The sequence below is a fragment of the Flavobacterium sp. AJR genome, assembly GCF_002156885.1.
GTDB lineage: Bacteria > Bacteroidota > Bacteroidia > Flavobacteriales > Flavobacteriaceae > Flavobacterium.
Genome location: NZ_NCWQ01000044.1, coordinates 1 through 18,331 on the forward strand (window position 1 = coordinate 1; position 18,331 = coordinate 18,331).

The window sequence follows — 18,331 nt, forward strand, 5'->3', positions numbered from 1 at the left end:
TTTTATCTGTGTTTTCGCTTTAGCGAATCTGTTTTATCCGCGTTCCTTTTCATCCACAGACTTAAAAAAAAGCTCCGAAATTAAATTTCAGAGCTTTTAGAATGGTATTATATAATTACATTTTTATTTGTCTATTCTAAGGAAATTTCCAAGAGTGTCAAAAATTAAATCTGTATCATTAGAAAGTTCTACTTCAGTATATGTTTTTTCATTATCAATAGATGTTATGAATAAACCTGGATAAGTGGTTGTAACATATGTATTGATTTTTGCAGGAATTAATGCAACAGGAATAGCTTTACTACCTCCGTCTATTTCTGTCCAGTTTCCATTTACATCAAAATCAATTTCAAAATTGTTTGAAAGCGAAACATCATAAACAGTACCGTTTGCATCTGGTTTATTTTGTTTTTCTACCAATCTAATTGTTGCATTTGGAAAATGCGTACTAATTAATGTTTTTGCTGTTTGTGGTAAGTCAGCTGGATTGATAACAACTTCATTGTGATTATCTCCATCATGATCTATTCTCACAAAATCGCCTTGTAGAGTAAAAACTAAATCTACATCATTAGATAATTCTACGTCGTATTTAGTTTTTTCGTTTTCGATTTGTACGATAAACAAACCAGGATAATTTGCAGTAACATAAGCATTAATTTTCTCTGGAATTAAAGCAGTAGGTATTGCTTGGTTACCTCCATCTATTTCAGTCCAGTTTCCGTTAGCATCAAAATCTATTTCGAAACCATTTGCAAGCGAAACATCATAAATAGTTCCATTTAAACTAGGTGTGTTTAATTTTACTGTTGATTTATATACAGGATTAGGAAAATAGGTTTCGGTAAATGTTTTTGCTGTAGTAGGAAGATTAGTTGGCTCGATTACAGTTTTATCCACTGCGACAAGACCGTCATTACTATCGCAAGAGGTTGTTGAAAGCAAAATTGATAAAATTGTAAAACTTGTTAAAAATGTTTTTTTCATGGTAGTAGTATTAAATTGTTATTTTATTATACAGCAATATTATAACCTGAATCTGTAAACATTTAGGAATATTCTTATTTTTTTTGCAAAAGAGATAGTAAGAGGGATTAATCTTTATTGACGATATGTTTTTAAAAAGATTATAGTGATTTATAACGGTTTAATGATTTGTGTAGATTCGTGAGATTTGTGGCGAAAAAAATAACAGCAAAGTTTTAGGAAAAGGTTCTAAGGCGCTGAGGCGCAAAGGCGCAAAGGTTTCTCTGAATGTGCTGAAAAAATCCTTTTATTCTTTTACCCCGATAGCTATCCTGAATGGGTGAATTTTTTCTCACGCAGATTTTAAAAAATTTAAGCCGATGAGCACAGATTTATTTATTACTATTTTTTTTAATTAAATCTGTCGAATCTGCGTGAAAAAAATCATTTTAATCAGTGGCTAAAGAAAGGTACTGAGTTACAAAGGTTCAAAGGTTCAAAGGTTTCCTATTGGAACGTTTATATATTTTGGGAAAACTCTATCCCATTTAAGTTAATCATAAAGTAACCACAAACTTGTCTTTCTGAGGAACGAAGGCACGAGCGATAGCGAACTGGCAAAAGCAATCTCCGCGAGTGGCTCGACAAGATTGTGTTTAGAAAGGTACTGAGTTACAAAGGTTCAAATGTTTCCTATCGATACGCTTATAAATTCGTGTAATTTGTGGCAGAAAAATTTTAAAATCTCCAGCAAAAAAAAGCCCCGAGATTAAATTTCGGAGCTTTTAGAGTATGATGCAGTTTTGTTTTTATTTATCTATTCGAAGAAAATTTCCTTCAAGATCAAAAACTAGTTCCAGATTATTAGAAAGTTCTATTTCTATAAACGTTTTTTCGTTATCGATTGATGTTACAAATTGATCAGGATAATTTGTAGTTACATACGTATTGATTTTTACAGGAATCAAAGCAACCGGAATTGCCTGATGATTTCCATCTATATCAATCCAATTTCCTTTAGCATCAAAATCAATGTCGAAATTATTACTTAGTAAAACATCATAAATTGACCCATCGGCATCAGGAATATTTTGTCTAGTTATAAGCTTATAAGTAGCATCAGGAAAATATGTAGTAACAAATGCAGTTGCCGGTTGAGGTAAATCAGTGGCACTAATTATTGTTTCATGATCATTATCATCATCGCTATCACAAGATGTTGCCGAGAATAAAAGTGTTAAGGCTATAAAACCAGATAAGATTATTTTTTTCATGATTGTTGTATTTAATGTTAATTATCAATTCTTATAAAATTGCCTTTAGAGTTAAACTCTAATTCAAGACCGTTACTTAAATTTACTTCATATCCCCAAGTTCCTTTGTCAATTTTGGTTATTGCCGTATTTGCAAAATTAGTAGTAACGTAAGATGTTATTTTTTTAGGAATTATACTACTTGGGATTGCTTGGTGATTACCATCTACTTCTTCCCAATTTCCTTTACCGTCAAATTCTATTTCTATATAATTTGTAAACTGAACTTTGTAATCTTTAGAGAAGGTTTCTTTATCCTCAATAATATTAACAGGTTCTTGTCCTGGAAAATGAGTTTTTAAAAAAGTCTGTGCATTTGCAGGTAAAGCATTTTTTGTAATTACTGTTTTTTGTGCATTTGCAGAAAGTCCAAATGCTAATCCTGCTATTAGGCATGTAGCCAAGTTTAATTTAGTTTTCATAATTGATGTTTTTAATTCTGGTACAAGTGTATAACCAGAATTTGGAAACAATTAGGAAAATAAATAAAAGACTACTTTTTTGGAAAAATAATTTTGAATTGATGATTTCCGGTGAACAAATATTCGATAGTAATCGAGTAATTATTTATGATAGATTTTACGATAGACAAACCTAAACCAGTAGATTCATTGGTTGTGGTATGGCGATAAAATCTGCCAAAAATAGCTTCAGGATTTAATGGAGAATTATTACCACTATTCGAAATGATGATATCATTCTTGTTTATTACAAAATTTACAAAACCATCGGGATGATTATGAATCAAAGCATTTTTTAATAAATTACTAATTAATGCAATGGCTAATCCTTTGTTCATCATAAAAAACAAAGTATCATTTTCGGTTACCGTGATTTTTATTTTTTTGAATTCTGCTAAGTCTGCATAATCCTCTGTTAATACTAATATGAGTTTATTAAAGTTGACGCTTTCTTCTTCAGAATATTGTTGGTTTTCTATTTTGGATAACATCAATAACGATTTATTCAATCTTGTTAATCGAGTCAGTGTATCTGTTATTTTACCTATCTCCATCATTTGTTCATCAGGGAGAACGCTATTCTCTGCAAATAATTCGAGTTTGTTAATACTAATTGCCAGAGGAGTTTGTAATTCGTGTGAAGCATTCTCTATAAATTGTTTCTGACTAGAATAAATTGTTTCATTACGATTAAGCATTTTCTCTACTTCTTTTGCCAAAATATTAAACTCATCAATAGGAGAATTGATAGGTTTTAATCGGCTGCCAGTTCCTAATTTAATCTCTTTAAGATTTTCTAAAATGATATGAAACGATTTCCAGATTCTTTTTAAGAGCAAATGGTTTACTACTAATATGCTAATAACAAGCATAACATACAAACCTATTAAAGCCAGGAATAGATCTTCGAGTAAGTCATCTTCTTCTACAACAGATGCTTTTATTATTAGTTCATACGAGTTTCCGTTATCATCATTAAAAATAGTTTTTAATGTTCTAATAGGTTCGTTATCGTTATCATATTCCATAAATTCCTCAGAGGTAGAAAATTCGTCTTTTTGAGAATAATGACCTTTGGGAAGTGGCTTTATGGTAAACTTATTGATGCCGAATTCGGGAGAATTTAATAGTTTTTTGTCGGCAAAAGCATGTCGGATAATAATGATTTTAGAGTTTTTTAAATCATCATCAATATTATCATGCACTTCATCTAAAATCAGCATATAAAAAATCCCAGCCCAAATTGGGATTACAATAAGTAGCGTAAGTGCGAGATAGCGAAGTGTATAGTTTTGTAATTTCATTAATTCATTTTATATCCAATTCCGTAAACAGCCTGAATATCAATTTCGGCATCACTGTCTTTTAGTTTCTTGCGTAAATTTTTAATCTGTGAATATACAAAATCCAGATTGTCTGCCTGATCTGTATGGTCACCCCAAACATATTCGGCTATTGCAGTTTTATTAATTAATCGGTTTGGGTTTATTATAAAATAGTAAAGTAAATCAAATTCTTTTCTGTTTAAGATTAGTTCTTTATTGTCTATAGAAACTGTTCGTTGTTCTGGGCAAAGCGTTACGTTTTTCCAAACAATTAAATTGTCTCCATTGTGATTGTTTCTCCGAAGTGCCGATTTAATTCGGGCATGTAATTCTGATAAATGAAAAGGCTTACTTAAATAATCATCGGCACCTAAGTCCAACCCTTTTACTTTATCATCAACAGCATCTTTTGCCGATATAATAATAACTGCACTTTGTTTCTTTTGATTTTTTATTTCCCTCAGTAAGTCCAAACCATTTCCGTTAGGAAGCATAATATCGATTAATATGCAATCATAATCGTATGCGCCTAGTTTGTCTAGTCCGGAAATATAATCATGTGCGGTTTCGACAATATATTTCTCTTTTTCAAGTGATTGTTGCACGACTTCACGTAAACCAGCTTCATCTTCTATTATTAAAATTTTCATGTTATCTGTTTTATGTAATTCAAATGTATGAATACGAATTCAAAATAAAACTTGGTTTCTGGAAACATTTAGGAATTAATGGAATTTGCATTAAATGATTTATTTAAAAAGGCTAAATACAAAAATGATGTATCTAGCCTTTTTTATAATTGGTTATTTTTTTAATATCAAATTGTTGTGATTTTAGAGCTTAATTATCTTCGACCTCTAAAACCTCCACCACCACCTAATCTATTTCCGCCACCTCTTTGAAAGTTTTGAAAATCTCGTGTTTGAGTTTCTCCACGTTGTCTGGCAAAATCCGAATGGTTTAGCCCTTGTATGGTATTATCATGACCTGGTTCTCTAAGAGGTCTGTCTGGCGAGCCAAGCGTTTGGTTCGGTTTCTGTATGTTATTGCGTTCAGTTTCTCCTCCAAGAGATCTGTTAGGAGAGTTAAGCGTTTGGTTTGGTTTCTGAACGTTATCACGCTGGATTTTATCTCCATTATGTTGTGTAGAACCTAGCGTACCAGCTTTAGACCATCCACCGTTGCCATTATTATAATGACTCCAGTTACCGTTATTATCTTTTTTATAAACGTGTCCATCATGTCCGGCATAAAGATTATTGTTGGTGTGTACAGTAGTTCCTCCGCCTCTATGGTGTGTGATTACACCCTCTTTACCACCAGAAGTTTGATAGCCAACTACTGTTCCTTGTCTTGTTGTTACATGACCCGATTGTACCCATTGGCGACCATTGGACGCTGCTGAATGCCCCCATTGCGCATACGCATTATGCCCTTGTTCTGTTCTTCCATAATTTCCTGTCCAAGGGTTGTAACCACCAGCTGCGGTGCGCCCGCCATACCAACCTTGTACACTAGCTGAACGACCATATCTTCCTGTTGCAGGATTGTACCAAGCTGCTGTTCCTACAGATCCGTATGGGCCATATGCAGCTCTTCCTGCTGCCCAACCTCCCGACCACGGATTATAAACTGCTCCAACACCATAAGTACATGGCCACGGGCGATATACAGGATAAATTCCGGGACCATAATAAAGATATGGAGGATAGTAAAAACCAGTTCCATAAGTAAGTACAGATCCTATTACTGCACCTACAATAAAAGCTCCAAAATAACCTGCTGTAGTACTACTCTCTACAGTTGTATCTGTAACATTTGTTTGGGTTACATAGGTAACATTATAAACAGGAGAACTAGGCGGAATAGAATAGATTTCTTTAGGTACAGAATCGGTTACTTTCCAAGGACCATTAGGAGTTGTAGACATAAACCATACTGCCTGAAAACACAGATAATATAAATCTCCAACCTTTATTACTTTTTCTTGTGTGTTGCTTGCGTATTGAAGTGATGTACCCTGAATAGGTTTAAACTGTGGAGTTCCGTCATAAGTAACTTTTGCCTTGGCTTCGGCATCGGCTTTTTTTACAATAGCAGTTGTTGGAACTTGTGATAGCATTACTGCATCCGAGGCTTCTTGTGTTCCGGGAACAGAAGCTAATACATTTGCTCGTGGAGAATCTTTAGGGATTTTTGCAAAATCGGCAGGTAACTTATCAGTTGCATAGCTCCATGGACCAGTAAGCTCTTTAGAGCGAAACCATCTGCCCGATAATAATACATAATATTGCCCGTCACCTTCATCTGCAAAAATATCATTATCAGTATTCTCAATATATATTAATTTAGTTCCGGGTATTTTAACAAATTTGGGAGTTCCGTTTATGGCAATAAGTTCAGCCGGTTTATCACTAAAGAAAACTTGTAAAGAGGTATTGTTTGCTGGTGGAGGAATCATTTTTTTTACTTCATCAAAGTTTTGTCCTGATGGTAAATTGCTCATTTCTTTAGGTAAACTGGTCGTCTTTTCCCATTTGCCTTTTAAATCTGTAGCAGTTAACCAAACATTTTCGACTAACAGATAGTATTTCTTAGCCGATTTATCAAAAAATAAATCCCAATTTGTATTTACAACATAACTCAGATTTGTTTTTTCAATCGGAACCAAAACAGGATCTCCTTGAACCATCAATAATATCGAAGGACTTGTACTATAAAAAATAGGAGGAGGGTCGTTTTTAACCGCTATACCTTTAGGTGGAGTTTTGGTTTTACTTAAATCTGCCATTACACGATCTATAGAAATAGGATCTCCTCCTTTAGGAATTAATTCTTTAAATAGTTTTTCCATTTGCGGAACTAATTTTTCATCGAGAGCAGGAAATCTGATATCGGTAACTTCTACATTTCTAAAAAACACACTTCTGGCATCTTTATCTACCAAGGTTCCAGCTTTTAGAGAAGCTACACCCAGAACCTCTTTACCATCTTTTGAAGTTAAAGCAAATGCAATTCGTGCAGTTATTTCTTTAAAATCTTTCCAGTCATCTACCTGTGGTTGGTAATAAACTAATTTGGCATCATTGTTTGTTACTTCGCGTGGCCAACCATTATCGATTGTTTTTGTAGAATCTGAAGCAGAAGGATTTTCTGCTTGAGCTTTTTTATCTTCTTTGTCTTTTTTACAAGAAAAAGAAATCAAGAGAAAACTAAAGGCTATTGCAATTAAAAATGTCTTTTTCATAATTTTAGAATATATCTCATAAAATTAAGTTTGCATCTATTACAAGCCTAATATTTAATAGTTTAGTCTGTTTCAGATTTTAAAATGATACAAAAAAAATCAACTATTTAAAGTTTGCGAATTGTTTTAAAATTAAACTGTAAAATTGACTCTCTTTTTATTAATAGATTATCTTTCTATTAAAATGCACTCAACATTTTGACGAATGGTCGTATTTCATTGACGTAATTCTCAGATTTGTGATTAAAATCAATTCATTATGCACTATTTTTATATACTTATAAACTCTTGTTAAATAAGTTTTTTTGAAATAATAAGGGGTATTAATTTTCGTTCTAAAAACACAATGAAATCATATTTTTCTTTTTTACTCCTTTTTGCTTTTCCTCTTTTTTGCAATGCGCAAATCGATACGACTTACATTAAACCTTTTGAGAATAAACTTTCACTAAGGACATATATGTCAATGAAACTTATTTCGATGGAAAAAGAAGTAGATGGAAAGGTTAAAAATTTCATGCCCAATAACCCTATGAGCTTAGGATTTGGAGTGTCTATAAATAACACAATAATTAATTTGAGTTATGGATATGGTTTGAGCTTTATGAACGATAAAGAAAAGGGAAGAACCAAAGCATTAGATTTTCAAATTCATAATTATGGGCGAAAGTTTATAATTGACCTTTTTGTACAAAAATATCATGGATTTTATACTGCTGATAATAATGATAAAAACATACAATTATATCCAGATTTAAATATTCAGCAATATGGTGCGTTTGGACAATATGTATTTAATAATAAAAAGTTCTCTTATAAAGCTGCTTTCAATCAGAACGAAAAGCAATTAAAATCGGCAGGGAGTTTTTTATTAGGAGGTGGAGTTTATTTTACAAAAATAGATTCAGATAGTTCTTTTGTGCATAAGGACAAGAATTCCTTGCGTAATTTTCAGTTTGGAGTAAGTGGAGGATATGCCTATACCTGGGCAATAAATAAAAGATGGTTTGCCAGTGGTTCTGTAACTGTAGGCGCTAATTTTGGTACGGAAAGAATAGATGACTTTGGCAAAAAAAAGATAGAGATTTATCCCACATTCTTCCCAAGAACGGCTATAGGGTATAACAAGGAGAAATGGTCCCTAGGCCTGTCCTATGTCAATAATCTGATTTTCTCTTCATTTTCAGATAATAATGATACGGGTAACGTAGGACTGTCTTCGGGAAATTTTCAAATTGCTTATATATGGAGACTTGATTCAAACCCTTTTTGGGGTAAGAAGAAAGCAAAGTAAATAATATGAGTATCTATTGCCTTCTATGTTTGAAGTACTGATTTGATTAATTTCACAGCTCAAAAGAATTATAGTATTGGTAAAATGCATTATATAATTCAATATAATTATTTTAACCATCTAAGTGATTTAAGCAGATATAAGCTTGACTAACAAATTAGCACTTAGCTTAAATGAACTTACATCACTTATATGGTTAACTTTTTGGTTGCAATCTTAGATTTATATAGCTTAATTAGTATTTAATGTTTTCAATCTTTAAGTAATATGATTTGAAGAATTATTTCCCCTTAATAAGGTATTTTGCAATAGCTTCGTAAGCAGGTAAAGAATAAGGATCATTTGCAGAGTTAGCCGCAACAGGATTAGATGCAAAACGCACAATAACCATATCCGCTTTTGGGTCTATATAAATAAGTTGCCCATGTACGCCACGAGCACAAAATGCACCATTATCATTATTAGTTATCCACCACATATTTCGGTAGCTCCATCCTTTTAATAGCGTATAGTTTGCTTTTGCAAATGCTTTTTTGTTTCCGCCCTTTTTTATATCATCAATTGCCGATTTTGGGATAATTTGTTCTCCGTTAGCTTTGCCATTATCTAAGATTAACTGACCAAAACGCGCCATATCTCTTAAACCTAGGTTATAACCTCCACCAGCAAATGGAGTACCTGCAGCATCTACAGAGTAATAACCATCTTGTTCTGTTCCTAGTTTCTTCCATATTTTTTCGGATAAAACTTCGGCAACAGTTTTTCCTGTAACTCTGGCAATAATCCATCCCAAAACATCGGAGTTTACTGTTTTATAGCCAAAGGCATCTCCATGAGTTCCTTTTTTCTTAACTGTTGGTAAGTATTCATAATAGGTTTTAGGTCCAGTATAATCTTTAGGTTTTGGTAGCGGATTACCTGCTGCCGAAAATTTCCATATTTCGGCATTAGGATCAGCATAATCTTCACTAAACTGTAAAGCGGTAGTCATATCCATTACTTGTCTTACAGTTGCATCCCCAAAAGCTGAATTTTGAAGTTCTGGTATATATTCTGAAACTAGTTTGGTAGGATCTATAAGACCTTCTTCGACCAACATAATCCCAAGTGTTCCCGTAAAAGATTTTGTTACAGACATGGCAGCATGTTGTCCATCGGTGGTTAATGCTCCAAGATATTTTTCATATACAACCTTTCCGTGGTGCATGATAATAACACCATCGGCATAGGTTTTTTGCAACGATTCTTCCCAGGAAATTGTTTTTTTCTCGTTTAGAGGTTTGAATTTAATTTGATCAATGTCACTTTTAATATTTGTTTCTAATGGAGTTGAATTTCCTAAACCACGAGAAACATTTACTGTTGGCATAAATTGGCGCATATGTGCTACGCTCCATCGTAGTGCTGGAAATTGAAAAAAACTGCCATCATCAAAACGTACAAGACGGTCAGCAGGTGGCGGAGAACCTACCATCCAGCCCATTTTTACAGGATCACTCTGTTCAGCATTTAGATATTTGGTTTTCTCTTGAGCATTACCAATGTTACTTGATAATAATATTGAACAGGAAAATAATACACTTGAATAAAAATAGGTTTGTTTCATATTGTCTTAATTGATTAGCTAATGGGTAATAGAAAATGGAATGTAGAATGAATTATTTTTCAGCTCGTTTTTGGATGTTGTTTTACTGAAAAAATAAGAATTTACGCTAAGTTAAGAACTTAATTTTGAAATGTTAAATTTTAAAGAATTATAATTTATCTAAAATGGAAATGTGATTATTATTCTAAAGAACTTTTATTGATGAAAAACCTTCTTTTTGTGCTAGAATTAATAAGATTAAAATGATTTTTTTCACGCAGATTCGACAGATTTAATTTAAAAAATCAGGCATAAATAAATCTGCGTTCATCGGCTCAAATCTTTTAAAATCTGCGTGAGAAAAAATTTAATCACTCCATATAGCTATCGGAATAAAAGGATAAAAGGAATTTCAGTGGATCTACAGAATTAGTTTCTTAGTGCCTTTTTAGAAGAATTAAAAAAATAAAAACTCATCAATGCTAAAATCCAGACTCCAAAACCTCCGTACAAAAGGATTAAGTCAAAACCATGTGCAAGCGCTTCGTGTACAATTCGACCTGATGCGTCTAATGAAGCTAGTTCAGGAAAATCTTGATTGAGAGAAGAAAAGTTTCCTGCTGCTATTTTCTCTGCTAATGAACGTAATGTTTCTCGATTTAGAGATTCAGAAAAGGCAGTTGATAAATGAGAAAAGATTCCTTCGACTAGTATAAAACCCATTAATGCAATATTTATAGATAATGAAATCATTCGTGCGCTCATGTCTATTCCCGAAGCCATTCCTGCTCGATTACTCGATACAGAACTAGTTGTAGTATTGGTTACAGGTGTGTTGGTTAAGCCTAAGCCAATACCAGCCAAAAGGGAACCAGGAAGCATGGTGAGCCAACTAGGATTTTCTGCTACGGTACCATATCTCATGATGATAAAGCCTAATCCTAATATAAACAATCCCAAAGGAATTACTATGCCTGAACGATAACGAACGGAAAGATATTCTGCTAACGGAGGTATAATTAGAGTAGGTAGGGTATAGGCAAGTAATGAGAGTCCTACTGTTACAACATCGTAACCCAAACAGCTTTGGAAATAAATAGGTAAGTAAATTATAAACGGCCAAAAACTAAAATTCATACCAATTGAGCCAAAGATAGCGCCAGAGAAATTACGAATTTTAAATACCGAGAAATCAAACATGGGATGAGGGTTTGTTTTTTCGACCTTTATAAAAAGTATTAAACTTATCACCGCAATAAGGATACTTGCTAGGGCAATAGGGCTAGAGAAACCTAAATCTGGACCTTGTGTAATAAAATAAGTAAGCCCAAAAATGGATATAGACAAGGTGAGCATTCCCCAAATGTCTAGTTTTTTGGCTTGAGGATCTTTGGATTCATTTACATTACTATAAACAAGAATAGCTGCTATAATAGCTATTGGAACGTGTATCAGGAATACCCATTCCCAAGATAATAAAGCTGTAATCGAGCCACCAATAATAGGTCCGAATCCTAACCCGACTCCAAGGATTATTCCCCAGATGCTAAAAGCCCTGCTGCGTTCTTTTCCTTCTTGAAATTGATAGGATAAAGTAGCTACTTGGCATATAAGCATTGCACCGCCACTTACTCCCTGAAAGAATCGGCTTATGATTAATACGGTTACATTTTGTGCTAAACCACAGATTAGGGATGAAATACCAAATAGAATTAAAGTGATGATAAGAATGCGTTTTCGACCATAGCGATCGGCCAGAGTTCCAGCTGCCATAAGAACTGCGGTACAACCAATAGTATAAATATTCATTATCCATTGCATATCGCGGAGGTTGGCATTTAAGACTTTTTCGAGAGTTGGGAGTATTACAGGAACACTCGAAATCTCTAGTGAAAACATTAATGTGGCTAGACAAATGGCAATTAAGGCAATTGTATTTTTGGTGAGTTTAAATTTTTGCGTCATTTTTAAGTTTTTATATTTAGCAAAAATAAACTGAGTATGGCTGATATTTCGGTACAATTTTATGATAAAGAGGTATCTTTGCAAGATGAGAAAAGAAAATATGCACCAATCTGTCGAGGTAATTTATAAGAAGGTTAATGAATGTCCTATCGGAAATTCACAATTCAGCTTTTTCCAGATGGTTTATGTTATTTCCGGAAATGGATTTCTTCATATTAACGGAAATTGTATCTCTTATCAAGCAGGTAATTTAATGTTGCTTACGCCAAATGATTATCATACGTTTGAGATCGTTACAACTACAGAGTTTTTATTGGTTAAACTTAATAGTGAATATGTAAGAGATTATAAGTCGAAAAGTATCGATCATATTGAATGTATATTACATTATGCAACTCATTTATCAGGCTGTATTTTAAATCGTAAAGAAGATGAATTCCTTGTTAAATCTATTGTAGAATCTTTGATGCAAACTATAGAGAGCAAGGATGTTTATGATGAGGATTTAATTATTCATTATGTAAATGCATTGATTGTAATTGCTGCAAGAAATATTGATAAAATAAAACCTGTTGGGATAAAGGACAATGCCGATAAAAAAATTCTGGATATCATTAATTACATTCAATCTAATATTTTGTGTCCTCAAAAATTAAAAGCTTCTGCAATAGCAGAGAAATTTGATATATCGGATACGTATTTAGGGAGTTATTTCAAGAATCATTGTGGAGAAACGATTCAGTCTTTTATCTCAAATTATAAAATTAGATTGATAGAGCACCGATTAAGTTTTAGCGATATGCGAATTAATGAGATTGTAGATGAATTTGGTTTTTCTGACGAAAGTCATCTTAATAAATTCTTTAAGAAGCACAGAAACATTAGTTTAACGGGATATCGAAAAGCTAAAGTTTTGTTGAGCCATGATTCTTAATATCTCACTTTAAGTACAGCATAAAAAAAGCCGAAGTATCTCTTCGGCTTTTGTATTTTTATTTACTTCTAAAAGAAATTAAAAAGAAGTCAATGCTTTTAAATCGGCGATTGTTGCTGTTGGGTTTTCAGCTTTAAAAACGAAACTTCCTGCTACAAGAACATCTGCTCCAGCTTCAACTAATTGTTTTGCATTTTTATTAGTTACACCACCATCAATTTCTATAATTGTAGATGCATTTTTTCTGGTAATTAAATCTTTTAGTTTTTTAACTTTTGCGTATGTATTCTCGATAAATGATTGTCCGCCAAAACCAGGATTTACACTCATGATACAAACCAAATCGATGTCGTTTATAACATCTTCTAGTAAATCTATGTTTGTATGTGGATTAATTGCTACTCCAGCTTTCATTCCTTCTGCTTTAATCGCTTGTAAGGTTCTATGAAGATGTGTACAAGCTTCATAATGTACGCTTAATATATTAGCGCCTAAGTCGGCAAAAGTTTTAATATATCTATCTGGATCAACTATCATTAAGTGAACATCGATAGTTTTTTTTGCATGTTTGTTAATTGCTTCTAAAACGGGCATTCCGAAAGAAATGTTTGGAACAAAAACGCCATCCATGATGTCTATATGAAACCAATCGGCTTGACTGTTGTTAATCATCTCGATGTCACGTTGTAAGTTTGCAAAATCGGCAGCAAGAACGGACGGTGCAATAAGTGTATTTTTCATTGTGTAGTTGTGTGTTGTGTTATTTTTGCAAAGATAATTTTTTAAGGGCAAAGTTCGTAAGGATTTATGTAAAGTTCATTAGGGTATTTTATGCTGTTTTTTTAACCGCAAAGAGCACAAGGATTTACGCAAAGTTCACAAAGCTTTGTGTTCTTTGCGGTTAAATTTCAATATAAAGCATGGAAACCTCTGACTACTAAAATGGTCTTGCGTGAGGGATTGAGCAATTGTTTGAGCTCTTTTTTAAATGATGTAACGTAGTGGAATGATTTAAAAAAAGCGAGTGCGAAAGCCTGACCTGTAGTTTTTACGGAAGGGCACGCCCAATTATAAGGTGAAATAGTTGATGGTATAAAAAAATAAAACTCCGGTAATCAGCCGGAGTTTCAATCATCAATCAAAAAACGAACAGTCAATCAAACTGTTGTTTACTGTTTAGTCGAAAGTTAAACGTCTTAAAGCCTAAACTTTTGGACTTTATAAACTTTCTAACTTTAAGGCTAGTTTTAACCTAAATAAGTTTTAAGAATTTTACTTCTTGAAGTATGTTTTAATCTACGGATTGCTTTTTCTTTAATCTGACGTACACGCTCACGAGTTAGGTCGAAAGTTTCTCCAATTTCTTCTAGTGTCATTGGGTGTTGGTCTCCAAGACCAAAATATAAACGAACTACATCTGCCTCTCTTGGAGTTAATGTTTCTAATGAACGTTCGATTTCTGTACGTAATGATTCGTGAATTAACTCTCTGTCAGGATTTGGAGATTCACCAGAACGTAATACATCGTAAAGGTTTGAATCTTCTCCTTCTACAAGAGGTGCATCCATTGATAGGTGACGACCAGAGTTTTTCATAGACTCTTTTACGTCATTTACTGTCATGTCTAGTTCCTTAGCAATTTCTTCAGCAGATGGTGGACGCTCATTAGATTGCTCTAATAATGCATACATCTTGTTGATTTTATTGATAGAACCAATTTTATTTAAAGGTAAACGAACGATACGTGATTGTTCTGCTAATGCTTGAAGAATCGATTGACGAATCCACCAAACTGCGTATGATATAAATTTGAAACCACGCGTTTCATCAAAACGTTGTGCCGCTTTAATCAAACCTAAATTTCCTTCGTTTATTAAATCGGGAAGTGTTAACCCTTGATTTTGATATTGTTTTGCTACCGAAACCACAAAACGTAAGTTGGCTTTTGTTAATTTTTCTAATGCTCTTTGATCACCAGCTTTAATTTTTTGTGCTAACTCTACTTCTTCGTCAGCGGTAATTAGGTCAACTTTTCCAATTTCTTGTAAATATTTGTCTAATGAAGCAGTCTCACGATTGGTTACCTGCTTGGTGATTTTAAGTTGTCTCATGTTTTTGTCTCCTCAATTTTTAAGTGTACAAATGATTATACGTATGAAGTTGCAAAAAAGTTACAAAAATTTAAAAATAATTATTTCACTTCGAAAGTTTCTCTCAATGATACAGGGATTCCTTCTTGTGTAAAGCCTTCTAAATTGATCTCATATTCTCCAGATACATCAGAAGTAAAAAAGGAAATTATGTTCTCTTTGTTTTCCAGCGTTAAGTCTGGTTGCCAAAGTAATTGGTATCTATAATCAGGAATTCTGTTGTATTTATCACCATCAGTATAATCTTGTTTGAAATAGATAGTTTTATTTAAAGGTCTTTGAATTTCAGATTTCAAAATATAGTTTCCAGTTTCTTTACTTACGTAATCATTTCTTTTTGTAGTGAAACTTATGATGCCATTAAATGCTTTTGGACCATAAAAATAAACTCCTGGGACAACACTGATTTTATATATATTATCTGTTTTGTAATCAAATAATTCGTTGACATTCTGGATTAATAATCCGTCGACTAATACTAACGTTGGCTCAGAAAAATATTTTAAATCATAGTTTATGTCTCTCACATTAAGGCTATATTTTTTATCTTCTTCACGGTAATAAACTTCTTTTACCACTTCAGTTATTGTTTCTTTTAAACTCGGAAAGCTTGTGTAGTCCCCAAGAATATACTCTTTCTGTAATGGATTAAAAAATGATACAGCTTTACTATTGGCTTCTACACTATCTTTTTTTATGGAGTAATAAGCGTTTTCTATTTGGTTTGCAATTGATCTTTCTTCAATGCTATTTTTATAATCTGAAGTAAGATTTAACTCATCTGCAAATTTTAACTCTGATAAAGTGTATGGTTTGGTTTTATCAATTTCTATGGTGTAATCATTTTTGTCATCTCCTATTACTTGAGCTACAACATTAGTATAGTTGGGGTTTTTATCTAAAATAAAATTGAATTTACCATTTAGATTAGTCTTAACGATTTTAAAACCAAAATCAGTCCCGGGTATAGATAATGCTACACTTTTGTCATTTATTTGTTTTGAATCTTTACTATTTGTAATTGTACCAGATATTATTTCTCCTCTAAGTTCCGGTATAAATAAGATTGTATCATTTATTGTATTTGCCCATTTATTATTTGAATTATGCTTTACAAATTCATAAGAATTTAAAGGTTTCTTAGAAGGTAAATTATCAATCTTTTTTATGGAAAGAGAATAGTTTCCTTTACTGCTAATAGCGTTTAAGGATTTAATTTTAAGTGAAAGTTGTTCTCTTTTTATTGCACTTATCTTATTTAATTCTATCGCAAAAGTTTGGTCTTTAGTAGGAGATAAGGCTAAATCTGATTTAGTTTCAGAAACCTTTGTTTCGTTTTTTTGAGAGTTGGAATCTTTGATCGAATTGCTTTTTACGCTTTTTAGATAGGGATTAATTATTACAAGATCAATTTCTGATACTTTTGAATCTTTTTTGTTTAACATCCAATTTGTATATGCGATAAGCTTGTAGTTACCAGTGTTAATAGTTGTCGGTATAAAGAAATCACCTTGTCCCTTTCCGTTATCTAAATAGATTTTATTCATGAAAATAAGATTATTTTCACTGTCAATAAGTTCTACATGAGCAATTTTGCTGATGCTGCTTAATTTATTATTTTCAGGGTTTACAGCATATAATTTGCAATGCAACGTTTCTCCAGTAATTAGAGTAGAGGTGCTTAAGTGAGCAAATATATTTTCGCTAGTTGATCTGCTTATAAATCCATTTTTATTTAATGAACTATTTTGTGCAATAGCCAATGTGTGTATTGCTATTAGCATCACTATGCTTATGATTTTTTTTAGTCTATCCAAAATAAAGGTTTAATGTTAGATGAAATTTTTGTGCAGTCGGTACAAGGAGCGGTAATAAATGCAAAGGTATCTTTATCGTTTCCATAATATAAAACATCCATTCCTGACCCTTTAACAATCGAAAGTATTTTATCTCCTCCACATCCTCTATCTTTCCAACAGTTACTGTATAAACTAATTTCACATTTGAAATAATATGGAGGATATGGGTCGTCTATAAAAATATCTCTAAAATTAAAAAATATTCTTTTTGACGAAATTGATGATACTTCAAAAAAGCCAATTATTTTTTCACTTGGATTGTCATTTGATTTTAAATTACCATAGTTAAATCCAGGCTGAACTTGCGAGAAGATGCTTTCGGAAGTAGATAAACTTTTTAATGTTTTGTAATAGGTATAAGATTCTAAGTTCTGAACATATTGGCGTACTATAATACTGTAACGCTCATTAAGAATCGGGTTTTTGATGTCTATAAAACGTATTGGTAAATTAATGCGATCTTCACTTAATCCTACAGTATTCATTAAAAGTAAATCATCAGATTTTTTTGTGGTATAACAAACTCGGGATTCTCCTTCTCTGGGTACAACCAAGAAATCAGGATGACCATCTGTAGTAAATGGTGCTACTATAAGTTTATCAGGTTTCCAATCGGGTGCTATAACCTTATAGGTTTCATCATATTCATATCTGTAATATTTTGATTTAGCATCTGGATCATAACTACTCACAACTATTTGTACTCCTTTTTCTCCCTTAATAGTTTCAATCTTTGGTTCTACCTGAATTTCACTAACAGGCGTTAAAGACTGAACAGATGAAGAGTATGATTTTCCCTCTTTTGTAGTAATGTTTAATTGATATGTTTTTCCTGGAATTGCCTGAAATTCGGTATTTGAAACATATAAGCCAGATATTTTTTCAAGACTAAATGAATAGTTGGTATTGTCACTATCGGTTACATAAACAGTAGCACCTTCTTCGATAGATGGACCATTCTCTTCGAAGCGATACGATCTGGAAATTTTTATTTCTTGTTTTTTATATTCATTTGTAATGTTTGCCTGAACAACAAGTATATTTTCGAATGTACTGGTTTTAAAGGCGTATTGTTCTGTGCAACTACTTATAGTAAAGCAAAAAAGTATAAAAAATAATGTTTTATATAAGCATCTGATATGTTGGATTCTTAATTCCATTTGCTTTGGTTGTTGAAATTTATTACTATGTGTTTTAATCTCATTTTTATTTAATGTAATAACAGCCTATAA

Annotated in this window: 14 protein-coding genes; 2 read left to right on the top strand and 12 right to left on the bottom strand. The window is 32.6% G+C overall.

Annotated elements, in window-relative coordinates:
* Positions 1–123 precede the first annotated feature (123 nt).
* The 6 genes from B8T70_RS12755 to B8T70_RS12780 all read right to left on the bottom strand — a co-directional run bounded on the left by B8T70_RS12755 (position 124) and on the right by B8T70_RS12780 (position 7,312).
* Positions 124–987 carry a PepSY-like domain-containing protein gene (locus tag B8T70_RS12755; RefSeq protein WP_086895096.1) on the bottom strand — a complete coding sequence of 288 codons (864 nt, stop codon included), beginning with the start codon at positions 985–987 and terminating at the stop codon, positions 124–126.
* A 788-nt stretch (positions 988–1,775) separates the two neighbouring features.
* A complete protein-coding gene (locus B8T70_RS12760; protein ID WP_039119433.1) occupies positions 1,776–2,240 on the bottom strand; it encodes a PepSY-like domain-containing protein in 465 nt (154 codons plus the stop codon).
* 17 nt (positions 2,241–2,257) lie between these two features.
* Positions 2,258–2,701, bottom strand: a complete 444-nt coding sequence (locus B8T70_RS12765; protein ID WP_039119443.1) for a PepSY-like domain-containing protein — start codon at positions 2,699–2,701, stop codon at positions 2,258–2,260.
* 71 nt (positions 2,702–2,772) lie between these two features.
* A complete protein-coding gene (locus tag B8T70_RS12770) occupies positions 2,773–4,044 on the bottom strand; it encodes a cell wall metabolism sensor histidine kinase WalK (RefSeq protein WP_039119431.1) in 1,272 nt (423 codons plus the stop codon).
* Complete coding sequence (locus tag B8T70_RS12775; protein WP_086895097.1) at positions 4,044–4,715, bottom strand: response regulator transcription factor; 672 nt, start codon at positions 4,713–4,715, stop codon at positions 4,044–4,046. Before B8T70_RS12775 ends, B8T70_RS12770 begins: the two co-directional genes overlap by 1 nt.
* 194 nt (positions 4,716–4,909) lie before the next feature.
* Positions 4,910–7,312: a hypothetical protein gene (locus B8T70_RS12780; RefSeq protein ID WP_086895098.1), complete on the bottom strand. Its 2,403-nt coding sequence runs from the start codon at positions 7,310–7,312 to the stop codon at positions 4,910–4,912.
* Between the two features lie 346 nt (positions 7,313–7,658).
* On the opposite strand from B8T70_RS12780, the gene B8T70_RS12785 reads away from it, so the two are divergent.
* Positions 7,659–8,606 carry a DUF4421 family protein gene (locus tag B8T70_RS12785; RefSeq protein WP_086895099.1) on the top strand — a complete coding sequence of 316 codons (948 nt, stop codon included), beginning with the start codon at positions 7,659–7,661 and terminating at the stop codon, positions 8,604–8,606.
* Between the two features lie 280 nt (positions 8,607–8,886).
* Here B8T70_RS12785 and B8T70_RS12790 read toward each other — a convergent pair whose 3' ends face one another.
* Both B8T70_RS12790 and B8T70_RS12795 read right to left on the bottom strand, forming a co-directional pair.
* Entirely contained in the window at positions 8,887–10,212 is a 1,326-nt protein-coding gene (locus B8T70_RS12790; RefSeq protein WP_086895100.1) for a serine hydrolase, read from the bottom strand.
* 408 nt (positions 10,213–10,620) lie between these two features.
* Complete coding sequence (locus B8T70_RS12795) at positions 10,621–12,156, bottom strand: MFS transporter (protein ID WP_086895101.1); 1,536 nt, start codon at positions 12,154–12,156, stop codon at positions 10,621–10,623.
* A gap of 85 nt (positions 12,157–12,241) precedes the next feature.
* On the opposite strand from B8T70_RS12795, the gene B8T70_RS12800 reads away from it, so the two are divergent.
* Complete coding sequence (locus tag B8T70_RS12800) at positions 12,242–13,090, top strand: AraC family transcriptional regulator (RefSeq protein ID WP_207621535.1); 849 nt, start codon at positions 12,242–12,244, stop codon at positions 13,088–13,090.
* Positions 13,091–13,168: 78 nt separating this feature from the next.
* Here the strand turns inward: B8T70_RS12800 and rpe are convergent, their stop codons facing one another.
* The 4 genes from rpe to B8T70_RS12820 form a co-directional block, all read right to left on the bottom strand.
* On the bottom strand, positions 13,169–13,831 hold the full coding sequence (gene rpe / locus B8T70_RS12805; protein ID WP_039111521.1) for a ribulose-phosphate 3-epimerase: 663 nt from the start codon (positions 13,829–13,831) through the stop codon (positions 13,169–13,171).
* Positions 13,832–14,337: 506 nt separating this feature from the next.
* A complete protein-coding gene (locus tag B8T70_RS12810) occupies positions 14,338–15,201 on the bottom strand; it encodes an RNA polymerase sigma factor RpoD/SigA (RefSeq protein WP_026707723.1) in 864 nt (287 codons plus the stop codon).
* Positions 15,202–15,281: 80 nt separating this feature from the next.
* The gene (locus tag B8T70_RS12815) at positions 15,282–17,024 is read right to left on the bottom strand and encodes a hypothetical protein (RefSeq protein ID WP_086895102.1); all 1,743 of its coding nucleotides are present in this window, start codon (positions 17,022–17,024) and stop codon (positions 15,282–15,284) included.
* 20 nt (positions 17,025–17,044) lie between these two features.
* Positions 17,045–18,259: a DUF4249 domain-containing protein gene (locus tag B8T70_RS12820; protein WP_086895103.1), complete on the bottom strand. Its 1,215-nt coding sequence runs from the start codon at positions 18,257–18,259 to the stop codon at positions 17,045–17,047.
* Positions 18,260–18,331 lie beyond the last annotated feature (72 nt).

Excerpts from the sequence above, each read along its gene's own strand:
- B8T70_RS12810 (WP_026707723.1), bottom strand. The coding sequence starts at position 15,201 with ATGAGACAACTTAAAATCACCAAGCAGGTAACCAATCGTGAGACTGCT.
- B8T70_RS12760 (WP_039119433.1), bottom strand. The coding sequence starts at position 2,240 with ATGAAAAAAATAATCTTATCTGGTTTTATAGCCTTAACACTTTTATTC.
- B8T70_RS12800 (WP_207621535.1), top strand. The coding sequence starts at position 12,242 with ATGAGAAAAGAAAATATGCACCAATCTGTCGAGGTAATTTATAAGAAG.
- B8T70_RS12755 (WP_086895096.1), bottom strand. The coding sequence starts at position 987 with ATGAAAAAAACATTTTTAACAAGTTTTACAATTTTATCAATTTTGCTT.
- B8T70_RS12775 (WP_086895097.1), bottom strand. The coding sequence starts at position 4,715 with ATGAAAATTTTAATAATAGAAGATGAAGCTGGTTTACGTGAAGTCGTG.
- B8T70_RS12765 (WP_039119443.1), bottom strand. The coding sequence starts at position 2,701 with ATGAAAACTAAATTAAACTTGGCTACATGCCTAATAGCAGGATTAGCA.
- B8T70_RS12820 (WP_086895103.1), bottom strand. The coding sequence starts at position 18,259 with ATGGAATTAAGAATCCAACATATCAGATGCTTATATAAAACATTATTT.
- B8T70_RS12785 (WP_086895099.1), top strand. The coding sequence starts at position 7,659 with ATGAAATCATATTTTTCTTTTTTACTCCTTTTTGCTTTTCCTCTTTTT.
- B8T70_RS12780 (WP_086895098.1), bottom strand. The coding sequence starts at position 7,312 with ATGAAAAAGACATTTTTAATTGCAATAGCCTTTAGTTTTCTCTTGATT.
- B8T70_RS12795 (WP_086895101.1), bottom strand. The coding sequence starts at position 12,156 with ATGACGCAAAAATTTAAACTCACCAAAAATACAATTGCCTTAATTGCC.
- B8T70_RS12790 (WP_086895100.1), bottom strand. The coding sequence starts at position 10,212 with ATGAAACAAACCTATTTTTATTCAAGTGTATTATTTTCCTGTTCAATA.
- rpe (WP_039111521.1), bottom strand. The coding sequence starts at position 13,831 with ATGAAAAATACACTTATTGCACCGTCCGTTCTTGCTGCCGATTTTGCA.
- B8T70_RS12770 (WP_039119431.1), bottom strand. The coding sequence starts at position 4,044 with ATGAAATTACAAAACTATACACTTCGCTATCTCGCACTTACGCTACTT.
- B8T70_RS12815 (WP_086895102.1), bottom strand. The coding sequence starts at position 17,024 with ATGCTAATAGCAATACACACATTGGCTATTGCACAAAATAGTTCATTA.